We start from the raw sequence: 21,474 nt of genomic DNA on the forward strand, positions 1-21,474 counted from the left end.
ATCCTTAGCAATGACACCACTTGCTTCACCTTTGTCAACCCAAGAACCCCAGATCTGCACCCATGACCAATGACAAATGACAACTTATCAGTCTGTGATGGCATTCATCAAGACATCTGCGAGGCTCATGTCTTCCAAGTCATCTAAAGTAATAGTGTCACAGATATCAAATTTAGCACCAACACCTTGCAACTGGTCATCTAAAGCCTTGAGAAACTTAGTTGCTTGGGGATCTGAACCGACTTGAATCAGAGAAATTGCCAATTCTTCATCCCGGTCCATTTGGCGAGTAGCTTGAATAATGACCTCAAACACCGCTCGGCGATCATCTGGTTCACCATCAGTGATGACTAAGATTGTCTCGCCATTGGGCTTGGTTTGACCTGCAGCTTTACGCTTAAAGTAATTATTGAGGGCATCTTGTAGTACACTTGCTAAGTTGGTAGTACCTGCCGGGTCATTTTCTTGAAATATCTGGGCGACTTTAGCGGCGGTGACATCATCGTAGCGTTTAAATCTCCCGGAAAAAAGATAAACCGTGATCCCATCAGGATCAAACTGCTCGCATTTGCGTGCTAAAGCGATAGTAGACTCTTGGGCGATATCCCATCTACTTCTACCACCGGTTTGGTCGGGGGTGGACATACTGCCGCTTTTGTCAATAATTAATGTATAGTCGCGATCGCTCATCATAGAACCTCGTGGGATGTGGGAAACTCAGCGTCTTTAGACCTGAGAGGGAAACGACTCGGCGACTTTAGTCGCAGTCAATCTTGTTGATCCATTACCGCCTTGGGATTGTTTAATTTGGTGTGCTTTTGTATTGCACTTTCAATGGGACAATTACCATTTCAAATCTCCCAATCCTGTACGCATAACGGTTTTGCTCCGTTCGCGCAGCGTGGCGCAGCCAGGAGCCACCCTTTCGGGGTAAAGTTAGCTTCTCCTAAGAGGAGACGCTACGCGAACGACCGGTTATAAGAGCTTGTTAGGCTTGCAACACTGTTCCAGTGACCTTAGAACTGTTTAATCACAAGCGACAGAGCGCGGAACTAGCTTCGCATTCCGGGGTGTCGTGACTCAAATAACGGCTACCCTTCTCTTCTCTACGAGAGGCTGCGCCAACGAGACGCTGACGCGAACGACTACGCTCAGGGTGGTCTGGTCAGCACATCTTGCTTGATTTCTCTTACAAGCTCAGTCCCTTTAGGGCTGGGTTGCTGACAGTGTTCCTTTAATTTTTGCACCTGCGGTTACTAGTTTAACTCCTGATTGAAACATGGGAATGAGAGTTTAAGACTACTTAATGCTTTTCACTAGTCACCCACCACTCAAAAATGCCAAAATTACTGAGGAAATGCATGGATATTTTTGTGCAAAAGCTGAGAATATCTCTGGGGGAATTTAACCAAGTTCAAGAGAAATCATGGCAGATCAGTTTCCCATAATTGAAGTTCCACTAGATGCGCCTGAAGATGCTGAGTATTTGGGAACAAAAGAACGGAAATTGTTGATGATGTCATTTTTTTGGATGATATTTAATATCATATCGCTAAATATCAAAAGTTAAGTGTCGCGTAATTTGTCGCCTCAATTTTGTTAATAAAAAAGCCCTCCTTAAAATGGAGGGTTTATTTTTGCGTTTCCAACTAATCCGATTTAACCCAATCGGTAGGGGTTTTTGCCCATCCAAATGTCCATAAACTATTTGGTTTCCAATTAATCCGATTTAACCCAATCGGTAGGGGCAACTTAGTAGAATGTTTAAACTGGGGGTGTCAAAAAGGTTTCCAATTAATCCGATTTAACCCAATCGGTAGGGTTGTCGGTATCGCAATAAGACTAACACTAAACGTTTCCAATTAATCCGATTTAACCCAATCGGTAGGGTTTTGTTTTAGCTGGATTATTCTTGGTTGGGCAAGCAAGCGTTTCCAATTAATCCGATTTAACCCAATCGGTAGGGCAAAAAAAAAACATGAAACGTCTGCTTGTTGGTCTTGTGTTTCCAATTAATCCGATTTAACCCAATCGGTAGGGAGTTCGTCTAGCAGCCCAAGCCCCGTAAGGGTTTGGGCCTGCAAATTGACACCACTCTAAAAAACATTATATATGTTGTGCGAAATTTAGCAAGACACATACCTCAAATCCTTACCGTGTAAGCAATCGACACCACTCAACGAAAAATATAGGGTTTCAGCGATTTGGCGAGTGGTGTCGATGACGTTGATACAAAACTTCCCAAACCTAGATAACATAATACTTCGGCGGTGCTTGGGGTGCTTCCCCACCAATAATTAACACCCTCGTAACGGCCTCCTGGGATATCCAATAAAACCGCACATTGGTAATTGGGGCGTTTCGTAATTAATCGCCTTATATCCCGACACCAAACTGAGTACAGTTATGGTGCCAGGCTAAGGCGTAATAGCTAAATTTGATGGGAGGCTAGAAACGCTGCGACTTCAGCAGCGGTAGGTTGAGAAGCGATCGCCCCTGGTTGAATGGTAGTCAGGGCGCCAACAGCACTAGCATAGGTGACGATGCGTTTTGCTGTGTCTGCATCGCTTAAGCTGTGGATACCCTGCTGTACTAGTTGGTGGATAAATCCTGCTAAAAAGCCATCTCCCGCACCAGTTGTATCAACCACAGGAATAGAAAACGCAGGTAATTTACCTTCGTTTTCACTCAAGCAATAGGCGCAACCATTTTCCCCATCTGTGACTAAAACTCCCTCTAATGAATCCAGACGATAAGTGATGGCTCCCGGATCGGTGGTATTAAATAGCCATTCAGCTTCTTCTTGGGAGAGTTTGAGAAAATCGACTCGCTTAAATGTTTCTTGAATTTTTTGACGAGCGATATCTGGATCTTGCCAAAAAACAGGACGCCAATTCACATCTAGCAAAATCTTCAGGTCGTATTTTTCTGCCAACTCTAGGGCGCGGTGAATTGCCTTTTCACTTTCAGGATAAGCTAATTCCAAAGTACCTAAAACCAGAAAATCTGCTTCGGCGAATAGGGAATCTGGCAATTTCTCCTTTTGCAGACGGGTATCGGCAAATTCAGTGGTATCATAATTACCAAATCCGGCAAAAGAGCGATCTCCTGCCTGATCACGCACTACATAAACTTGCCGTGTTGGTGCGGTAGGATGGCGTTGCACCCCATTGATATCGACACCAATCTTTTGCAATAGCTCTACCAATTGATTCCCTGGTTCATCTTCCCCAACTGCTCCAATAAATCCTGCTGGCGTTCCCAGCTTGACTAAAGCACAAGCTACGTTCGCTGGTGCCCCTCCTGGGTAAGGCGTCCAAGATTTAACTTCTTCCAGTTTTAGCCCTAATTGATCGGCTAAACAATCAAACAAAACTTCACCTAAGCACAAAACACGGGGATTGCTCATCTCATTTTAGATTTTCGATTTTGGAGGAGAAATTTCCAGTATAAAATCTACAATATTTTCGGCTCATTTGTCGCCAGTTATTCATATAATAAAATGGCAATTTTTGCTACCATATAGGATGTATATATTTTTGGTTACTAAATTTTTTACCTCCGTAATCAGGTTATTTTTCTTTATTTAAAAGTATTCTGGCATACTAGTAGATTGTCATTTGTATTACCAGGAATTAGAAATAGAAATAAAATAATCATAATCGTATTGCTGCTAACACTTGAAACGCCTATCTACAAAAGAATCTTCTAGAATTAGAAGTAGTGATTGAGTACATATACCAAGAAAGGATAGAATAAGTCATGGCTGGTGGCGAGTCTCAGACCCCTGTTAGTCTGTCAGACAGAGAACTGCAAATTATCGATTTAGTGGCCACTGGCTTAACTAACCAAGATATTGCAGGGAAACTGGAAATTAGCAAACGCACGGTTGATAACCATATCAGCAACATTCTCACCAAAACCCAGACGGAAAACCGAGTGGCTCTTGTGCGTTGGGCTTTAAGATGGGGCAAGGTCTGCTTGCCTGATGTTAATTGTTGTTCATTACCCAAACCGAACGATTCCACCAATAGCACCCCTACGTGAAACTCAAAATCCCGTGCCTTAAGCAAGTTTGCATCTACAAAATTCACAAAGCTTACATCATCAGCTTTTCGTGGGTTTTGAATCCTAGCTTTATTTCCAGTGTGCTGTACTACTAAAGACGCGATAAATTTCTTCTGGTTTGCGACTAAGATCATTTTGACCTTTGACTGCTCCTCACCTCTATATCAGGACACGTCCCCTTTGCTCAAGGGATTTGTCTAATCATCAACAAAAATTAGCAATAATCTACTGCTGTAAGCGCTACATTTGAAAGAAATCTATGTTGCCCCATCGGTTTGGGGAGCAGTGTTCCTATGAATACTTCTGCTTCTTTTCCTGGTGAGTCGTCTGGCTTTAACTTTTTTAGCTTTGATTTGACTTCCCCTGTGTCTTGGAAAATTCCCAGCGTCCAAGACTTTGTACCTGATTTTCCGCAACCCACCCAAGATGCTGATTTACTCAAACAGCTATCGTTTATCCCTGGCTTAAAAGAAATTCTCATGGTGCGCCAGGTTCACGCTCTTGAACATGCTACTGTTTGGGTTCTGAGCGAATCAAACAGAGACTATCCTGCCAAAGAAGAATCCACTAATATTCAAATTGATAATGAACTATTAGGTGGTTTGTCTACAGAGCATGGATTCTACCTCTACGGCTCCGTGAATATCAGTGATTTGCGGCGTGCGGTTACATTAGCTCTACACCGCCTAATCAATGGTGAATCGGATTTGGCTGTACATCCCCGTTGCGGCACAAATTTATCCGTGGCGATGCTGTTGACAGCCTCTTTGGCTGTGGGTGTGCATCTCATGCTACCATTCCGACCAATTGAGCAGCTCATTGGTTTAGGATTAGCTGCAACCACAGCAGCTGAACTATCACCAGATTTAGGTTCTATAGCCCAACGATACCTCACAACCGCCATTCCCTTTAATCTTGCAATTGAAAATATTACACTCTCTCGCGACCTTTGGGGGAGACAAGGCCATTTTGTCAAGGTCTGCTGGCGAGAATAAGCAAATTATAGCAACCGCCAAAGTGCTTAGGACATTAACTGATGATAAAACCTAGACACAATCAGACTTGTAACCCAGTCCCCAGCGATGCACTGAGCGGTCGTTGTGTCCCCAGCGATGCACTGAGCGGTCGTTGTGTCCCCAGCGATGCACTGAGCGGTCGTTGTGTCCCCAGTCCCCTGCTATAAGTAGCCGTCATTACCGACTGACACCAGGACACATAAAAAACTCCACCCACAAGGGCATTGGGTATTGGAGCATAGTCCATTAGGCATAGAGCATGGAGAAAAGTCACCAATGCCCAATGCCCTATGCCCTATGCCCTATGCCCTATCCCGAATTTCTCACCACATCTCAATAATTAAATAAGTAATGAGTAATGAGTAATGAGTAATGAGTAATGAGTAATGAGTAATGAGTAATGAGTAATGAGTAATGAGTAATGAGTAATGAGTAATGAGTAATGAGTAATGAGTAATGAGTAATGAGTAATGAGTAATGAGTAATGAGTAATGAATCTTACTTCTTACTTCTTACTTATTACTTCTTACTTATTACTTCGCCCGTGAGGTTCGCGCTTTGGGAGAGTTCAATCTGCCTAGTTCAATCCCTTCTCTCCTTGTGAGAAATGCGGGCCTATGCCCAATGCCCCAACTCGGCGCATTATCACTGTCCTCATATCTATCTAGGGTGTGATAATTTTCTCAAAAAAAAATCAGGCTGACTTCATTCTCTAGGTCGATTAAAGTATTAGCTTATTCATATTAAAAATAAAGCAAACCTAGATTAAAAGAAGAATATCTATCTCAAATTAATGTATTTATTGAAAAAATACATAGAACTGTCTGTGCTTGTTATAGGACAATACAGTTCAGTTAGGCTCTAATGATATACACTGTAGGGGCACGGCACGAATAAAATTGTCATTAGAAGAAAAAATTTTGGATGCCGTGCCCCTACGACAATTTTCCTTAACTGAACTGTATTGAAACATATTTCTTCCCTAGGTTGATTGTTCAATAAGTTCAAATGGAAGTTTTGTTAACGCTGTTATTGAGGAGAACAAATGAAGGTTATTGCTTTTGTTTTATCTATCCTAAGTCCAATGCGCTTTCTAATTGTGGCTTTTACCTGTGCTTTGATATTTTTGTCTAGTATGTCTAGTAATTTTTCGGCTTTGGCAATCAGTAGTTATCAAAGTGACAGCCGTGAAGGTACTACGCAACTTCTAGAAATTCAACGCAAAACTGACGAAATAGCTAAATCATCACCCCCTGGCTGGGAAAAAGTCCAAGAAGAATCAAATAAAGGACTTAATGAAGTCCAGGGAGACGCTGATATTGACAAGCAGAAGCGTCCGGAAAATTCCCAGAATTCAACTTCAACAGAACAAGAAGTAGAGAGTTTTTTGGACAAAGTTACTGGTGAACAGTAAGTATTGTTAACTAATTGATAATTCGCCAAAGGAGTACTCAAGTGCCAGAAGTTTATCAAGCAGAACGTACCATCTCCTCTGTATTTAAAGAACAAACGCAAGTTGATAATGTGATTCGACGGTTATTAGATAGAGGTGTGCCTAGAGATAATATTTCAGTTTTAGGCAGAAACTTCCAATCAGAAACGCGAATTACTGGCTTTATTAGTAAGAGAGACGTGATTCTGGGAGGATTGAGAACAGGGGCAATTTTTGGTTCCTTGTTTGGTTCATTTCTCAGTCTGCTCACAGGTGTAGGCGTACTGTTCATTCCCTTTGTCGGTCCGATTGTCGCAGCAGGTCCAATTACTGCAATATTGCTTGGGGCTGCTAGTGGAGCGATCGCAGGTAGTGCCGGTGCGGGTCTAGTATCGGTTTTGACTACCTTGGGTATGCCTGAAGATAAAGCTGCAGTCTACCAAACCCGCTTACAAGCTGGCGAATTTTTATTAATGATAGAAGTTCCGATTGATCGCTCTGGAGAATTTCAACTGCTCCTCGAAAGTGCTGGTGCTGAAGAAATTAATACCATTGACAAAGCTTTAGCTCGTTCTTGTCCTGGTCATTGTAATAGCCCAGAAGATTTGTCTCCTGAAGTTCGCGCTCATCTTTCACCAGAAGCTCAACGCACATTCATTGAGCGCCATAACGTTGTATTAAATCAAACAGGTGACGAGTTAACTGCCGAACAAGCTGCTTGGGACGCCGTTCATCAGCAATTTGATGAAGATGAAAATGGCATTTTGTCAAAGGCTAAGGTTAACGTTTAATGCACATCAATAGGGTTGAGGGTTGAGGGAATAGGGAATGCTGAAATCCTTGATGTCATTCCCCTCTTTCCCTAGTCCCTAGCTATAACAATCAACAGTGATTTTAAATGCCACAAAATAACAGAATTTGTTTCATAATGATTGCAAAGGCAATGACAATCATCACAACAAGTGTCACCTTACCACCAGGGACAAGGGGTTGAGTTATTTGATTTGAATCTTTATCCTCATCCCGTTGCTTCCAAGTCATCAACGCAGGTATGATTCCGGTTAAAACTGAAATACTGAAGGTGCCAGCGTAATCTAGGGCTGTAAAGAAAATGCTAGGATTGATCGCCCCAAAACTCATAGAAGGTAAAAGAATCATCGAAAAAAGTGACAGACGATTACCCGTTTCCATCTTTGCAATCGGAGAAATTTCTTGGAAGAAATCCACAAAAGCGTACATAAATCCAATGAAGGATGTGGCGATCGCAAACTCTGAAAAAATGGAAACTAGCACTCCTAACCATTCTCCCCCACCACCTGCTCGTAGAATTTGCAATGGGTCTAACACAGTTCTGACCCCAGAAGCGTTGTTTATCATATCGGGATTGATGCTACCCAAAATTACCGCATTCCAGGACAGGAACATGATTAAGGGAATCCCAGAACCAATGATAATTGACTGGCGAATCTTGCGGGTATCTCCTTCGAGTTGAGTCACAACCACTGGGACAATGTTATGGTAATATAGCGTTACAAACATAACCGATACCGCACTTCCCAGGCTACTCCAGTTCTGAAATAATAATTGTGTACTCTTGACTTGGCCACCTGCGACTAATAATAATCCTAAAAACGACGCTATAACAATGGCGACCAAGACGTTATTGAATTTGGCGACAAATCTCTCTCGCCCAAGATACATAATTCCACCAAATAAAAGCGTGAAAGTAGCTGTTCCCACCCAAGCAGGTATACCATTTTCTACCTTCCACACTTGGGAAATTGCGGATACTAAAATATCTCCACCTTCGGCAATGTATGCTACCAACAGGGCATAGTGCAAGAACAAATAAGCAGCAGTGGTGATTAGCGCTCCCAGCTTACCAAGGCTTTGCTCAACCATTCCCATAAAACCGACACTCGGACGCCCCACCAGACGCATCCCGTTGACAGTCACCTCAACAATCAGCAGACCGGAAACTATAGTGTAAAGCCAAATACCTATCAGCAAAACTGTGGATGGTAAAATCCCAGAAGGCAGAGTAACTGCAGGTAGCGCCAGAATCCCAGCACCAACCGTGGTTCCCGCAATCAGCGCCGTGGTTCCTAACACACTACCTGGTTGATGACTCAGCTGATTTCCATCTAACTCGATATTGGAAAAAAATCGAGTGACTTCTTGATTTGACGTAACAGTCTTAATAGGGGTCATGCTGCAATATGCGCCTCAACTGAGAACAAGATGTTAACTTCTGTAAATAATCTTAGCAAAAACCCCAGATTGACTGATTTTTCAGCCCTCAGATGAATGTCAATTTTTGAGTTGGAATATAATTGGGCAAAATTTGATTCAGTTTGGCCTCGTTGAGATCCAGATGGCGTTCCAAAACTGCAGAAATCACATCGCGAAAATCGGTGGCGATCGCTAAGAGGATCTTTTCCAAGTCAAGACCTATCGAAAATTCATCAATACCCACAAGGCCTATCTCCACGAATAGCCTAGTGCGTAAGTCCTGATGGGTAATTTAGCGGACATGATATAACCCACATTCCGCACCCTAGGGTGTCACATAGCATAATCACGCAGATAATTATATTTTTTTAGTTATAAATTATGCTTTTAAAGTCAGCTTTATCCGTTAATATAAGGAGCTTAAGTATATTAGATAGCTTTATTTCCTTATACAAAACGGTAAAAACCGATTGTGACAGTTGAGGGTGCGGAATGTGAGATATAAGTCGGTTTTAAATTCTGGATTTTGAATCTTCAATTCCATTATCCAAAATTTAAAATCCAAAATTCGGTGATAGTTGAGGGTGGAAATTATCGCTGTGCCAAAAATACCTTGGAGGAGAAGCTACCGTGCAAACCATAGGGGATATGATGTTTTAGGTGCAGTCGAGCAATAGGACTTTGTTTTAAATCCCTAGCATCCAAAATTACTACATCTGAACGCTGATACGCCGCATCATAAACCAAAGCCAACAGCCAGCCATCATCTTCTGTTTGAGAACCTGGACGCGGAACAAAAATAGGTTCACCCATAAAACCACGGGGTGCTGCACTCCACACAAGTCTTTCTCCTGTTTCCAAGTCCAGCTTCAAAATCGCTTGCAAGGGAGCATTTCCAATGCTAGCATGAGCGGCACCTATGTATAGATATCTATAGGAGCGTCCCACATTCGCCGGATGGATAGTGGGGAACTCACAACAGCGTTCTTCAATTAATTTTTGCTGTACTTTTCCATCATTGAGGTTGAGATGAAATCGCCAAATTTGTCCTGGAGCAAGTGCTTCAAAATCAACTTGGCAAAAATCACTTTCTGGCGCTAACTCTGGTAAAAAGTCGTAACAAATGGAATCTACAATAATTTCATCACCCATCTCAAAAGCATTTACATGATGGAAAATAAAACCTGATGTAGTTTCTAAAGTTTTTATTCCTGTTTGCTTTGTCTGGGGAAAACGAGGAATTACAATAATTCGCGTGGGTTGATTTGGCTTGACTTTAATACATTCTGCTGCGCTACGCATTCCCAAGACGAAGGGTAAAGGATTAAAAGCAACAGGATTCTGAAAGAAAATGCAGTAATTGGGAGTGATGACAAAATCGTGAATAAAACAAAATCCCGGAACGTGATGAACTTGTTTTCTGACCACATTCCCTGCTAGGTTCAACTCAAAAATTGTAATTGTGGTAGATTGTCCCGGTTTAATAGAGAAGTTGACTAAGCAAGATTGACCCCCATCTTGCTGACAACTGGGGTCAAGCCGGGGATGTGCGCCAAAAGCTTCACCACTTGATAAAACTCCATCAAAATATTCTTTTCCCAAAGTTTCTAAGGTTCGAGGATCAAGGCGATGGGGTTCTGCTGCTTCCCATAGTCCCAAAAGCTTGTCACCCAAATAAATAACATTTGTATTGGCAATATTTTTAAGTTTAAAGTCGAAAATATTAGCTAACCAACCGCCTCGTTTTTGTGTACGGAATACACCACGATAAAGAATTTTTCCAGCTTTCTGTTCTGCTAAGTAACCTTCTGTACGGACAAAGCGGTTGCAAAAGTACGCTCGACCATCAACAAAGGTGATGCGGCTAATCATACCATCACCATCAAAAGGATGTTGAATTTTTTGTCCGTTGACATCAAGTAATCCAGGTCCGTTTCTAAATAGTGTCCCTTCCAGTTCTGGAGGTATTTTTCCTTCTATATCGTCAATCGAATAGTCAAATTCTTGCTTAAGGGATTGATATCCTCCTTGCCAATCTTCACGCGTGTACGACTTTTCTTGGTTTTTTAAATTCTGCATCGTGTTTAACTGGTACATATATTTTCCCCTATGGTTGTCAACGTTCAGCGTGTCCTACACAGACGCTATGCGTTGGCAATACTTTAAATATGATACATATATATATATTGCCCGTAAAGGCACAGCATTGCCTTGGCTTTATGGGCAATCTATGTTTTGGTGAAATTGTATAAGAACACAAGGGGTTTTCCCAAGTTGAGGAGCCACATGGGCGGGTCTCCCCACTTGAGCGGACTGGCGTCATATCGCTCCAATGCTAGAAACCCCACCCCAATCAGGGTGGTTTTTCTCCCCTGCTAAGGCTAAGAGCTAAGAGATAAAGAGCTTTTTCATACATAACGCAGGGTAAACTCATACATCAAATCTACCCTCCCCTTGCGTAAAATTGCTGGATCTAATCTTTCGGTAGTATTGCAAGTCATCAAAATAACTAAACGCTGTTTTATCTGAATCCCCGATTCATCAATCACACTTTGGTATAAAGTCCCATCCAGCAAACTGAGAATGTGTTCCGTTTTATTATTGTATTGTGCTACTTCCGAAGCGCGATTTTGTGCTAAGTTATCAGCTTCGTTGATAATGATACAAATCCGCTCTAGATAAGTTGGTGGGACAAAGTTGGCGATCGCATCATGATCTAAAATAAAAATTACATACCCTAATGGTACAAGAATTTCTTTCGCTACTGCCTGTGTCCATACCGTTTTACCTGTACCAGGTTCTCCGTGTACCAAAACCGCTAACTGGTTTTGATTCATCACCGCTTGTTGTACTGTATCAGTGAAGTTTTGAATATTTTCTGGGAAACTCCGAATCGCAAATTGACTGTGAACCTTCCCCACACGGCTTTGATATCCACTCAGCATTACCGCTAAATCGTAATTAGCTTTGTTAATTAGTGGTGCTAGATTCTTGGACATTAAAGTATATTGTCGCCGTCCACGATCATAAGGGTCAATTTGTAGCCAAACATCTTGCTGTGACCAGTAAGCATAAACAGTATTAATCACGTCTAAGCGTTCCCAATTCACAAATTTCTCTTTTGGCAAATAAAAATCTCTCTCTAGGTAATATTGGGTAATAATATCGGGTTGTTCCAATAATTGCAAAATTCGTAATACAGTAATTTCTTGCAGTCTATTCAGGACATAATCAATAGGAATACTCTCACGGCTGACAAATTGAACAATCGGCGTTTCTGTACTCAAAACGTCTTTGTAACGATTATCTGGCGTCAGCGGATCTGGTGTAATAAAATTCCAATATTTTTGCAATTCACCACGAGTGTAGTCGGAAGCTACATTTAATAAATTTGCCCACCAACTATAATCTCGTCTCGCTAAAGCATCAGCATAATAACTCGCTAAATTAATAGTTTTTTGGCTTAACTCCTGGGTATCATGAGTTATAACCTCACAGAAATATTGCCAATCGAAGTCACGCTGCAATGGTCGCCAACCGCTAGCAATTAAGCTTTGACGGTTGTTATTCGTAGGTGTGCTTTCGTTACTTCTAAAATTATCAAAATTCATATTTTCTGTTCGCAGCCGTGATTGAGTTTTTCTATTGTGACGTAGGAGATTATCAAAAAGTTTGATCGTAAATATATATAACTTAATTGCGTCTAAATCGTCATCACATCTTCTTAGGGTACTTAAATGCTGTGAAAGCTAATTTATTTCTTTATGTATTACAGTGTAGTATGTAAATTACAACTCTGTCAAGTCATTTTGAGTTTTGGATTTGCCATTCAGAATTTCTGAAACTGAACTGAGCTAAATTACAAGTATAGTTAATCACATTCCAAATTGCACCTTCAAGCTGAAAACCTGATTTTTCCGTAGGAACTAGTAGTCCTTCAAGTCAACAATGCTTGGTGAATTGATTTGTTCGTAGTTGCACTACCCGTAGGGTAACGTAACTACGAACAACCCATCAAAATTAATTGGGACAGATTATTAGTAGGGCGTAGGCTGCGTCAGACCGAAAACCTTAATAGCACATCAGTGGTCTGGTTTTTGTGACGCACCCTACAAATTGGATATTTTTTTGAATTGTCAGTTGCCTGTTGCCACTATTTTACCAAAAAGCCGTCCTAGAAGAACGGCGGCTCTAGACCCAAGCTTTCGGTAAAGTTGATACACTAATATCCATCCCCTTTTTTTTGCAGATAGTCGAAACTATCATGTTAAATTTACCTGTAGGGCGGTAATTTAAGATTATGGAGCCAAATCAGCAACAACAGCGCCACACAGCCGCTAAAGATTTTCAGGAATCCCTCGACCAATTGCAACAGATGTTGGAAGACAATCAGACTCAACAGGAGCAAACGCCAGAATTAAATATTGGTAGCGCCACCAATGTCGAGGTAGAGGAAGATTTCACAGCAATTGATCTAGCGGCTTTTGAGGACGCAGTTGCTGATATTGAACAATATCTGGAAACAAAAAGGGTGAGCAGTGAGGAGTAACGAATTACCCTCTCATTTGCCGCTGGGCTTCGTATAACATTAAAGCAGATGCGATCGCCACATTTAATGACTCTACCCCTGGACTGAGGGGAATTTGCACTTGTAAATCTGCCATCGCGGCTAAATCGGGCGATAAACCAGCACCTTCATTTCCTAGTAAAATCAAACTAGGTTTTCGCCAATTTACTTCCCAGTAAGTTAAAGTTGCACTCGGCAAGGTCGCTATTACCTGCATTCCGGCTTGCTGACTTTGTTGGACTGTAGCGGTTAAATCTTCTGTTACCGCCATCTGTAGGCGAAACCACTGACCAGCAGAAGCACGCAGCACTTTGGGATTCTCTAAATCTACACTATCGCCACTCAGCCATAAACCAGATGCTCCAGCCGCTGCTGCTGTGCGTATAATTGTACCTAAATTGCCTGGATCTTGTACAGTTTCCAAGGCTAGGACTAAACCAGTAAAAGGCACTTGGGTTTGAATCTCGCCCCGTTTTGCTGTCGCCACGACACCATCTGGTTGTACTGTAGTAGCGATCGCCTCTATTACTTCCTGACTGACAATTTCTGCCCGTTCACATTGGCTACTAGCTACTTCCCACAGTGAAGCATGGGCTATTTGCCATTCTGGGGTACAACACACCACCGCTAGCGGATAATCCACCGCACAGGCTTCCTCCAAAAGGTGTGTCCCTTCCAATAAAAATAACTCTTGCTTGCGCCGTTCTTTACTGGAGTGCAGTTTGCGGATTTGCTTGACTAGGGGGTTTTGTAAACTTGTCAACATTAAAACTATTGAGTTAGGAGTTAAGAGTTAGCAGTTGAAAGAAACCGAATTCACTCTTCACTACTAACTCCTAACTTAGACATGCGGAACCCGGGACTTGAACCCGGAAGCCTTGCGGCACTAGAACCTGAATCTAGCGCGTCTGCCAATTCCGCCAGTTCCGCTGGCATCGAACTATATCCACGATTTACAATTATTGCTTATTTATCTATGCTTGTCAAGTCCTCTATTCAATACTCAGCAATTCCCCCATTCCCCCATCTAGTTCCTCAAGAACTCTGCCCTGGGGTTACTGAGTATTGATATTTGCCAATAACCAGGGTTTATCAGAATATTTAGCAGAAATTTTTAAATCCCCAAAATGCTTACTGATACTAGGCTTTAGGCGTATATCCCATCGTAAACCATCAATTACCCAGACAATATGTAGCGACAAAATGTAGACAAATGAATTCTTTACTGTAGAATCAAAACCAACTTCAACCCATTAAAATTGACATATTTATTTTGGAGGTAGGCTTATTAATCCTTCTAGCAGCTTACCAGATGCGAACACTTCTCCAGAAGCAGACTCCTTAGTCTTGCAAATCTGGGGTGGGCATCGTTTGGGCGGTCATGTCAAAATTAGCGGAGCCAAAAATTCGGCACTGGTAATCATGGCTGGAACTTTGCTATGTTCGGGAGACTGTCATATCGACAATGTTCCCTTATTAGCGGACGTGGAACGGATGAGTCAAGTTTTATTGGCTTTGGGTGTGGGGCTAACACGAAACGGCGAAAGTTTAGATATCGATGCTAGGGAAATTAAAACATCAAAAGCTCCCTACGAATTGGTGACACAACTGCGGGCAAGTTTTTTTGCCATAGGACCGATTCTGGCACGGCTAGGAGAGGTGCATATGCCGTTACCAGGTGGTTGTGCTATTGGGGCTAGACCAGTTGATTTACACGTCCGGGGACTGCAAGCAATGGGTGCTGAGGTGCAAATTGAGCATGGCATTTGTCATGCCTATGTCCCTGGTACTAATAATAGATTAAAAGGTGCGAAGATTTACCTAGACAGTCCTAGCGTGGGAGCGACGGAAACCTTAATGATGGCGGCGACTCTAGCAGAAGGAGAAACCACCATTGAAAATGCCGCACGGGAACCAGAAGTAGTAGATTTGGCGAATTTCTGCAACAAGATGGGTGCCAAGATTCAGGGTGCTGGCACTAGTACGATTACAATTGAAGGTGTTCCTAAGTTGCATTCTGTGGAATACAACATTATTCCTGATCGCATTGAGACGGGAACGTTTTTAGTCGCTGCAGCTATTACTCGCTCAGAACTAACCCTAGGACCTGTCGTACCCGATCATTTAACCCCAGTAATTGCCAAGCTGCGCGATATTGGCGTACCCATAATTGAGGAAGCACCCAACCTTTTACGCATCTTACCAGCACAAACCCTCAGAGCTACGGATATTGAAACCTTGCCTCATCCAGGCTTTCCTACGGATATGCAAGCACCATTTATGGCTTTGTTGACATTAGCCCAAGGCGACAGTCTGATTAACGAATCTGTCTTTGAAAATCGCTTGCGTCATGCATCCGAGTTAAATCGCCTAGGGGCAGATATTCGTGTCAAAGGTAACGCGGCCTTTGTCCGGGGAGTGCCCATGTTGTCAGGCGCACCCGTATTAGGCACGGACTTGCGAGCCTCAGCAGCGTTAGTCATCGCCGGACTCGCAGCCGAAGGCAAAACCACTATTCAGGGATTAAACCACCTTGATCGTGGTTATGATCGACTCGATATCAAATTGCAGCAATTGGGTGCAAAAATTCTCCGTGTGAACGAACCACCGACAGAAACTGTATTGACACCCAACGCTAGTACTCCCTCAGCGTCGATTTCAACTTAGTAGTTAGGTGGGGCATCAGCCCTACCTAATTCTGGTTATACTATAATCAAGGAAGGATCGCCTGTTAATATTTTGTCTTTCCATCTGGCTGCACCATGTCCTTGTTTAAAACTTCCCTGATCGGTTTAAAAGCAGACTCATTTCGTCATCCATTAGACCTGGAAGCTACCAAAACTCTTAAACAGATTCCCGGACTAGATATGTTGGTGCGAAATTGGCTCGGTCCAATGGCCGAGCAGGTTTTCTATGTAGAAAATATTGCCTCCAGTGTCCTGGTGGGTGAAAAACAGCTACCCGATTTACATCAGCTGTTGTTAGAAGCCTGCAAAATATTAGATATCGATCCTCCACAGTTGTATATTCGGCAACATCCTGCCCCCAACGCCTACACCTTTGCCATGCGGGGTAAGCAACCTTTTATTGTGCTGCACACCTCCCTCATAGAAATTCTCACACCAGAAGAAATTCAGGCGGTAATCGCCCATGAATTAGGGCATCTCAAGTGCGACCACAGCGTTTACTTAACGCCCGTAAATTTACTAATATTAGCTACAGCAATTTTACCAAACGTTGGCGCGGTGCTTGCCCAAGCAATTCAGACACAACTTTTGGAATGGGTACGCTGTGCAGAATTTACCTGCGATCGCGCCGCATTGTTAGCCACCCAAAACCCCAAAGTTGTCATGTCAGTTTTAATGAAACTGGCGGGAGGTTCCCCCACCTTAGCACCACAACTTAACCTCGATGCCTTCGTTGCTCAAGCCCGCGCTTACGATGATATTAGCAAGAGCGAACTCGGTGAAATGGTCAAAGTTGCCCGCACAGCCCAATTAACTCATCCAGTACCAGTATTGCGGGCGCGAGAAATTGACCGCTGGGCAAGCAGCAAAGAATATCAATCATTATTACAAACTCACGGACTTAAGTCTACTGATCAAGTCGCACCTCAAGGCGGGTGGCGAAACTGGTAGACTGAGATTAAAGAATGAGGCGATCGCACCGGCTCAAATTGATTTACCATAATGCTGGGCGCAGCAAAAAAACACCCCATTGGTTAAATAACAACCGCCAGCATGACATTTGTAGCCAAAGACAATCACTTCCAACCCATTAACTTATTTGAATACGAAAAACTAGCACCAGAATATCTCTCCCAGATAGCGTTTGATTACTACAGCAGTGGTGCGCTTGATGAACTGACTTTACGAGATAATCGTGCTGCTTTTGAGAAAATCAAGCTGCGACCTCGGATATTAGTAGATGTGAGCGATCGCCATCTCAACACCTCCATTTTAGGACAACCGCTGCAACTGCCTCTACTAATTGCACCGATGGCGTTTCAATGTCTAGCCCATCAAGAGGGAGAACTCGCCACAGCCATAGCAGCAGCCTCAGCAGGTGTGGGTATGGTATTAAGTACTTTGGCTACTAAAAGCATTGAAGAAGTGGCAAAAACCCGGGACAATTTTCCCAATGCCCTACAATGGTTCCAGCTTTACATCCATAAAGACCGGGGATTGACTCGCGCCTTAGTAGAAAGGGCTGAAGCTGCAGGTTACAAAGCACTTTGTCTAACCGTAGACGCTCCCGTTCTCGGTCGTCGCGAGCGCGATCAGCGTAACGAATTTACCTTACCACCAGGGTTACACGCGGCTAACCTTTCTACTATATCACAATTAGACATTCCCCATCAACAAGGAGAATCCGGCTTATTTACCTATTTTGCCCAGCAGTTAAACCCAGCGATAACTTGGCAAGATTTGGCATGGGTACAGTCCATCTCTGGACTACCCTTAGTACTCAAAGGCATTTTACGCTTAGATGATGCAGTGCGGGCTGTAGAGTATGGCGCCAAAGCAATTGTAGTTTCTAATCATGGAGGCAGACAATTAGATGGTGCGATCGCCTCAATAGATGCCCTACCTGAAATAGTAACAGCCGTGGATCATAGAGTAGAAGTGCTATTGGATGGAGGTATCCGCCGGGGTACAGACATTCTCAAAGCCTTAGCATTAGGCGCAAAAGCCGTACTGATTGGGCGACCTATTTTATGGGGACTCGCCGTAGCAGGCGCACCAGGCGTATCCCATATCATATCGCTGTTACAAGATGAGTTAAGCGTGGCAATGGCTCTGAGTGGCTGCAGTAAACTACAAGATATCGACCCTAGTACTCTGTCAAGATAAAAATGATGGACTGTAGTGCGGGCATCTTGCCCGCGTGAGCGAGACGCTCACACTACCAAAAATCCCTCAAAACAAAATTGACAGACTACTAGTTTAGTGTACTAAGTCAGGACTTACTTCCGTGTCACATTTAAAGAATGGTGCGTGACGCCACAAGTCTTGTGACTACGTACAATATTTATCGCTGCGTCACGCACCCTACAATTATTATTGTGCCCGGAGAGTAAGTCCTATAAGTGAGAAAAAAATATTTATGCTTGCCAAAAAATTGCTGAATAGAGTATACTGAAAAAGTTGCACCCAAGGGCGGGTGGCGAAACTGGTAGACGCACCACACTCAAAATGTGGCGACCTTGCGGTCATAGGAGTTCGATTCTCCTCCTGCCCACTATTTTAAATAGAGAGAGCAAAACAATGCGACTAAAAAGATGGGAATCTCCTCGCCGGGAAGGCAGGAATGATAAAGGCAAAGGCGGTTCTGCCAGAAAGCGACAACTGAAAAAACAAAGGCAAATGTTGCGACAAAGATTGAAGGATGCGAACAAACCAGATAACAGGAAAAATAACAAGCATGGGGAGGAAAATATTTTCTTCCCCTATTTTTTTGGTTTCTCTTACAGGAAAAAAGTATCAAAACTTACTCCATTTCCAGCGGAAGGTTACTTAAATCTGTCTAGCTCTGATCTCTGTGTCCTCTGCGCCTCTGCGGTTAATTAAATAATAGGTAATATTCTGGCGGTTCGGGAGTAGTAGTTTACCTAACAGGGTTTTTCTGAGGCTCAAGTATTATTACGTAACAATAAATAGATAAATTGTAATGCTTCTATGAAGAAGCAGTAGTTTACTTATGAAGTAACTATGAATTTTGTCATCTAGATTGTAAAAATATTGATATATTATGTAAAATAAAATACATTACAAAGTAATTTTGGAGATATAAAAACAGTAAAAATTTTACTGGTAAAGCTGTTTTAATTATAAGTGAATGTTCCTGTTTGAATGTCTAATAAATGTACTCAAATTAACAGATGAATGGATTTTATGAACATTTAACTTTATTGCTTGAAAAAAAATCCTACTATGCTAGAAAAAACTGCAAAAGAAGTCGTGTACATCATTATACCTGTCCACAATCGCAAAAATACAACATTAGCTTGTTTAGAAAATCTCCAGAAGTGCGGTGATATCCAACATTATCAGGTAGTAATTGTGGATGATGCTTCCACTGATGGCAGTGCCGAAGCGATTCATTCTCTGTATCCAGATGTAAAGATTTTACCCGGCAATGGAGAACTTTGGTGGACAGGAGCTATGGCTTTAGGAATGCAGTATGCTTCTTTGCAAGGCGCAGAATATATTTTCTGGCTGAATGATGACTGCTTACCTGAACCAGGAACTTTACCACTGATGGTTAAGTATATGCAGACACATCCAGATACAATCGTCGCGCCTACTTGCTATATGGCTGACGATAACTCTTCTATACCCGCCAAAAACGGTTTTCGCGGACGACAAGTCTTCGCGGCTAGTCCTGGCGAAGTCATTTCTGTGGATGGGATGTCTGGCTGGTGTGTCGGTATACCATCTGCAGTCTTTGACAAAATTGGTTATCCAGATGCAAGCAAATATCCCCACTACGCAGGAGATGATATGTACCTGCTCAGAGCAACTCGCGCTGGTTTTAGGGCTTGTCTGCTGGGAGATGCGAAAGTCAATCTAGTTGGAGGTGTGCGGATAACAATCAAATTTCAACACTATTTTCATCCTCAATTGACATTTGCGGAAACTTTTCAGCGTTTGTTCTGGAATAAAAAATCTCCCTATCGCTTACCAACGCAATTTTATCGCCATACAGAAAAATACGGCATACTATTGGGTTCGCTACTGTTCTCACTCAAGGTAATTGCTTGGCTAGCAAATTGGGCTAAATATCAATTTTTTACATACTACGGTAATGTCTCTAGCTAAGGTTATATATTTTATCTTATTTTATTTGTGTGGGCGGCTGAATAATATTATGAGTAAAAAATTAAAAGTCCTAATTTCTGCCTACGCCTGTAGACCAAATATGGGTTCAGAACCTGGAGTTGGTTGGAACACAGTTATAGAATTAGCAAAATATTGCCAGGTATGGGTGTTAACCAGAGAAGATAATCGCTCAAGTATTGAAGCGGAATTGAGCAAAAATCCTATCTCTGGAATTCATTTTGTGTACTGCGATCCACCCCAGTGGGCTGGCTGGTGGAAAGCAACTAAACTACCTCACTATTACTTGTGGCAATTGAGTGCATACTTCAAAGCTAGACCATTACATAATGAAATTGGTTTTGACATTGTACATCATGTAACTTACGTCAAATACTCAACTCCCAGCTTTCTTTCCCTGTTACCAGTTCCCTTTATTTGGGGTCCAGTTGGAGGGGGAGAATCTGCACCCAAACCCTTTTGGCAAGATTTCAGCTGGCGCGGTAAAGTGTTTGAAATTTTGCGAACTTTGGGTCAGAGGCTAGGTGAGATTGATCCGTTTACCCGCTTGACTGCGCGACGGAGTATTTTAGTACGGGCAACAACTGATGATACAGCTAAACGCTTGTATCAAATGAACGCAAGAAATGTAGAGGTAATTTCAGCGCTGGGTCTATCACCGGAGGAGATTAAACGCCTAGTCCAGGATAATATAACTAACAGTTCGCCGGTGCGTTTCATCAGTATGGCAAGACTACTGCACTGGAAAGGACTTCATTTAGGAATGCAAGCCTTTGCTATGGCAGATTTACCCGATGATGCTGATTACTGGATTTTGGGAGAAGGACCGGAGAAAGAAAGACTGCAAACCCTGGCGGAGAAACTTAATGTTACCCAACGTGTCAAATTTTGGGGTGAGCAGTCAAGGGATGAAACTTTAAGTAAACTCAGTGAATGTCATGTATTGCTTCATCCCAGCCTCCATGACTCTGGAGGATTGGTTTGCTTGGAAGCAATGGCCGCAGGTCGCCCAGTAATTTGCTTAGATTTGGGAGGACCAGCTTTACAGGTGACTGAGGAAACAGGCTTCAAGGTTCGGGCTAATACTCCAGAACAAACAGTGCGTGACTTAGCCGAAGCAATGACCCGTTTGTCCCATGATGTAAAACTGCGACTACAAATGGGTCAAGCCGGGCAAAAGCGGGTTAGGGAAAACTTTTCCTGGGAAAAAAAGGGTCAGGAGTTGGTGCAGCTTTACGAGACAATCCTCACGGAGAAGTCAACTGTGGATGTTGACACTTATAATTTGCCTTAACTTAAATTTAAAATCACAACTAAGAT

The 21,474-nt window shown here is 42.6% G+C and carries 20 protein-coding genes, 2 tRNA genes and 1 CRISPR repeat array; of the genes, 13 read left to right on the top strand and 9 right to left on the bottom strand.

The features are described from left to right. Positions 1-87: 87 nt before the first annotated feature. A complete protein-coding gene (locus HEQ19_03685) occupies positions 88-693 on the bottom strand; it encodes a VWA domain-containing protein (protein ID WYL98756.1) in 606 nt (201 codons plus the stop codon). Positions 694-1,426: 733 nt separating this feature from the next. Here HEQ19_03685 and HEQ19_03690 point away from each other — a divergent pair. After that, positions 1,427-1,570: a hypothetical protein gene (locus tag HEQ19_03690; GenBank protein WYL98757.1), complete on the top strand. Its 144-nt coding sequence runs from the start codon at positions 1,427-1,429 to the stop codon at positions 1,568-1,570. 71 nt (positions 1,571-1,641) lie between these two features. Then, positions 1,642-2,040: direct repeats of the CRISPR family, unit length 36 nt; unit sequence GTTTCCAATTAATCCGATTTAACCCAATCGGTAGGG. A 391-nt stretch (positions 2,041-2,431) separates the two neighbouring features. Here HEQ19_03690 and HEQ19_03695 read toward each other — a convergent pair. Continuing rightward, positions 2,432-3,409 (bottom strand): carbohydrate kinase, encoded by a 978-nt coding sequence (locus HEQ19_03695; GenBank protein ID WYL98758.1) that lies wholly within the window; start codon positions 3,407-3,409, stop codon positions 2,432-2,434. A gap of 353 nt (positions 3,410-3,762) precedes the next feature. On the opposite strand from HEQ19_03695, the gene HEQ19_03700 reads away from it, so the two are divergent. Then, positions 3,763-4,047, top strand: a complete 285-nt coding sequence (locus tag HEQ19_03700; protein ID WYL98759.1) for a helix-turn-helix transcriptional regulator — start codon at positions 3,763-3,765, stop codon at positions 4,045-4,047. A gap of 314 nt (positions 4,048-4,361) precedes the next feature. Beyond that, the gene (locus HEQ19_03705; protein ID WYM03236.2) at positions 4,362-5,063 is read left to right on the top strand and encodes a DUF6391 domain-containing protein; all 702 of its coding nucleotides are present in this window, start codon (positions 4,362-4,364) and stop codon (positions 5,061-5,063) included. 61 nt (positions 5,064-5,124) lie between these two features. Here the strand turns inward: HEQ19_03705 and HEQ19_03710 are convergent, their stop codons facing one another. Further along, on the bottom strand, positions 5,125-5,283 hold the full coding sequence (locus HEQ19_03710; protein ID WYL98760.1) for a hypothetical protein: 159 nt from the start codon (positions 5,281-5,283) through the stop codon (positions 5,125-5,127). A gap of 846 nt (positions 5,284-6,129) precedes the next feature. On the opposite strand from HEQ19_03710, the gene HEQ19_03715 reads away from it, so the two are divergent. Next, positions 6,130-6,498, top strand: coding sequence for a hypothetical protein (locus tag HEQ19_03715; GenBank protein WYL98761.1), 369 nt, complete (start codon positions 6,130-6,132; stop codon positions 6,496-6,498). Positions 6,499-6,539: 41 nt separating this feature from the next. After that, positions 6,540-7,307, top strand: a complete 768-nt coding sequence (locus HEQ19_03720) for a ChaB family protein (GenBank protein ID WYL98762.1) — start codon at positions 6,540-6,542, stop codon at positions 7,305-7,307. A gap of 103 nt (positions 7,308-7,410) precedes the next feature. On the opposite strand, the gene HEQ19_03725 is transcribed toward HEQ19_03720, so the two are convergent. The 4 genes from HEQ19_03725 to HEQ19_03740 all read right to left on the bottom strand — a co-directional run bounded on the left by HEQ19_03725 (position 7,411) and on the right by HEQ19_03740 (position 12,359). After that, positions 7,411-8,727, bottom strand: a complete 1,317-nt coding sequence (locus HEQ19_03725; protein WYL98763.1) for an aromatic amino acid transport family protein — start codon at positions 8,725-8,727, stop codon at positions 7,411-7,413. 88 nt (positions 8,728-8,815) lie between these two features. After that, positions 8,816-8,992 (bottom strand): hypothetical protein, encoded by a 177-nt coding sequence (locus HEQ19_03730; protein WYL98092.1) that lies wholly within the window; start codon positions 8,990-8,992, stop codon positions 8,816-8,818. 347 nt (positions 8,993-9,339) lie between these two features. Further along, positions 9,340-10,845, bottom strand: a complete 1,506-nt coding sequence (locus HEQ19_03735) for a carotenoid oxygenase family protein (GenBank protein WYM03237.2) — start codon at positions 10,843-10,845, stop codon at positions 9,340-9,342. 311 nt (positions 10,846-11,156) lie between these two features. Then, the gene (locus HEQ19_03740) at positions 11,157-12,359 is read right to left on the bottom strand and encodes an AAA family ATPase (GenBank protein WYL98764.1); all 1,203 of its coding nucleotides are present in this window, start codon (positions 12,357-12,359) and stop codon (positions 11,157-11,159) included. A gap of 689 nt (positions 12,360-13,048) precedes the next feature. Here HEQ19_03740 and HEQ19_03745 point away from each other — a divergent pair. Further along, on the top strand, positions 13,049-13,297 hold the full coding sequence (locus HEQ19_03745) for a hypothetical protein (GenBank protein WYL98765.1): 249 nt from the start codon (positions 13,049-13,051) through the stop codon (positions 13,295-13,297). A 4-nt stretch (positions 13,298-13,301) separates the two neighbouring features. On the opposite strand, the gene HEQ19_03750 is transcribed toward HEQ19_03745, so the two are convergent. Both HEQ19_03750 and HEQ19_03755 read right to left on the bottom strand, forming a co-directional pair. After that, on the bottom strand, positions 13,302-14,081 hold the full coding sequence (locus HEQ19_03750) for an RNA methyltransferase (GenBank protein WYL98766.1): 780 nt from the start codon (positions 14,079-14,081) through the stop codon (positions 13,302-13,304). Between the two features lie 82 nt (positions 14,082-14,163). Next, positions 14,164-14,245 (bottom strand) — tRNA-Leu (locus HEQ19_03755). Positions 14,246-14,602: 357 nt separating this feature from the next. Here HEQ19_03755 and murA point away from each other — a divergent pair. The 7 genes from murA to HEQ19_03790 all read left to right on the top strand — a co-directional run bounded on the left by murA (position 14,603) and on the right by HEQ19_03790 (position 21,448). Then, positions 14,603-15,982, top strand: a complete 1,380-nt coding sequence (gene murA, locus HEQ19_03760; protein ID WYM03238.1) for a UDP-N-acetylglucosamine 1-carboxyvinyltransferase — start codon at positions 14,603-14,605, stop codon at positions 15,980-15,982. Positions 15,983-16,077: 95 nt separating this feature from the next. After that, a complete protein-coding gene (locus HEQ19_03765) occupies positions 16,078-16,953 on the top strand; it encodes a M48 family metallopeptidase (GenBank protein ID WYL98767.1) in 876 nt (291 codons plus the stop codon). A 102-nt stretch (positions 16,954-17,055) separates the two neighbouring features. Then, positions 17,056-18,168: an alpha-hydroxy acid oxidase gene (locus HEQ19_03770; protein ID WYL98768.1), complete on the top strand. Its 1,113-nt coding sequence runs from the start codon at positions 17,056-17,058 to the stop codon at positions 18,166-18,168. Between the two features lie 304 nt (positions 18,169-18,472). After that, a tRNA-Leu gene (locus HEQ19_03775) sits at positions 18,473-18,556 on the top strand. A gap of 26 nt (positions 18,557-18,582) precedes the next feature. Beyond that, on the top strand, positions 18,583-18,885 hold the full coding sequence (locus HEQ19_30655) for a hypothetical protein (GenBank protein ID WZI67103.1): 303 nt from the start codon (positions 18,583-18,585) through the stop codon (positions 18,883-18,885). A gap of 363 nt (positions 18,886-19,248) precedes the next feature. Continuing rightward, on the top strand, positions 19,249-20,136 hold the full coding sequence (locus HEQ19_03785; GenBank protein WYL98769.1) for a glycosyltransferase family 2 protein: 888 nt from the start codon (positions 19,249-19,251) through the stop codon (positions 20,134-20,136). A 49-nt stretch (positions 20,137-20,185) separates the two neighbouring features. Then, positions 20,186-21,448: a glycosyltransferase gene (locus HEQ19_03790; GenBank protein ID WYL98770.1), complete on the top strand. Its 1,263-nt coding sequence runs from the start codon at positions 20,186-20,188 to the stop codon at positions 21,446-21,448. The last annotated feature ends 26 nt before the right edge of the window (positions 21,449-21,474 follow it).

The sequence above is a fragment of the Gloeotrichia echinulata CP02 genome (assembly GCA_038087035.1).
Classification (GTDB): Bacteria; Cyanobacteriota; Cyanobacteriia; order Cyanobacteriales; family Nostocaceae; genus Gloeotrichia; species Gloeotrichia echinulata.

Excerpts from the sequence above, each read along its gene's own strand:
- HEQ19_03790 (WYL98770.1), top strand. The coding sequence starts at position 20,186 with ATGAGTAAAAAATTAAAAGTCCTAATTTCTGCCTACGCCTGTAGACCA.
- HEQ19_03735 (WYM03237.2), bottom strand. The coding sequence starts at position 10,845 with ATGTACCAGTTAAACACGATGCAGAATTTAAAAAACCAAGAAAAGTCG.
- HEQ19_03745 (WYL98765.1), top strand. The coding sequence starts at position 13,049 with ATGGAGCCAAATCAGCAACAACAGCGCCACACAGCCGCTAAAGATTTT.
- HEQ19_03785 (WYL98769.1), top strand. The coding sequence starts at position 19,249 with ATGCTAGAAAAAACTGCAAAAGAAGTCGTGTACATCATTATACCTGTC.
- HEQ19_03700 (WYL98759.1), top strand. The coding sequence starts at position 3,763 with ATGGCTGGTGGCGAGTCTCAGACCCCTGTTAGTCTGTCAGACAGAGAA.
- HEQ19_03770 (WYL98768.1), top strand. The coding sequence starts at position 17,056 with ATGACATTTGTAGCCAAAGACAATCACTTCCAACCCATTAACTTATTT.
- HEQ19_30655 (WZI67103.1), top strand. The coding sequence starts at position 18,583 with ATGCGACTAAAAAGATGGGAATCTCCTCGCCGGGAAGGCAGGAATGAT.
- HEQ19_03715 (WYL98761.1), top strand. The coding sequence starts at position 6,130 with ATGAAGGTTATTGCTTTTGTTTTATCTATCCTAAGTCCAATGCGCTTT.
- HEQ19_03750 (WYL98766.1), bottom strand. The coding sequence starts at position 14,081 with ATGTTGACAAGTTTACAAAACCCCCTAGTCAAGCAAATCCGCAAACTG.
- HEQ19_03705 (WYM03236.2), top strand. The coding sequence starts at position 4,362 with ATGAATACTTCTGCTTCTTTTCCTGGTGAGTCGTCTGGCTTTAACTTT.
- HEQ19_03765 (WYL98767.1), top strand. The coding sequence starts at position 16,078 with ATGTCCTTGTTTAAAACTTCCCTGATCGGTTTAAAAGCAGACTCATTT.
- HEQ19_03685 (WYL98756.1), bottom strand. The coding sequence starts at position 693 with ATGATGAGCGATCGCGACTATACATTAATTATTGACAAAAGCGGCAGT.
- HEQ19_03695 (WYL98758.1), bottom strand. The coding sequence starts at position 3,409 with ATGAGCAATCCCCGTGTTTTGTGCTTAGGTGAAGTTTTGTTTGATTGT.
- HEQ19_03740 (WYL98764.1), bottom strand. The coding sequence starts at position 12,359 with ATGAATTTTGATAATTTTAGAAGTAACGAAAGCACACCTACGAATAAC.
- HEQ19_03725 (WYL98763.1), bottom strand. The coding sequence starts at position 8,727 with ATGACCCCTATTAAGACTGTTACGTCAAATCAAGAAGTCACTCGATTT.
- HEQ19_03690 (WYL98757.1), top strand. The coding sequence starts at position 1,427 with ATGGCAGATCAGTTTCCCATAATTGAAGTTCCACTAGATGCGCCTGAA.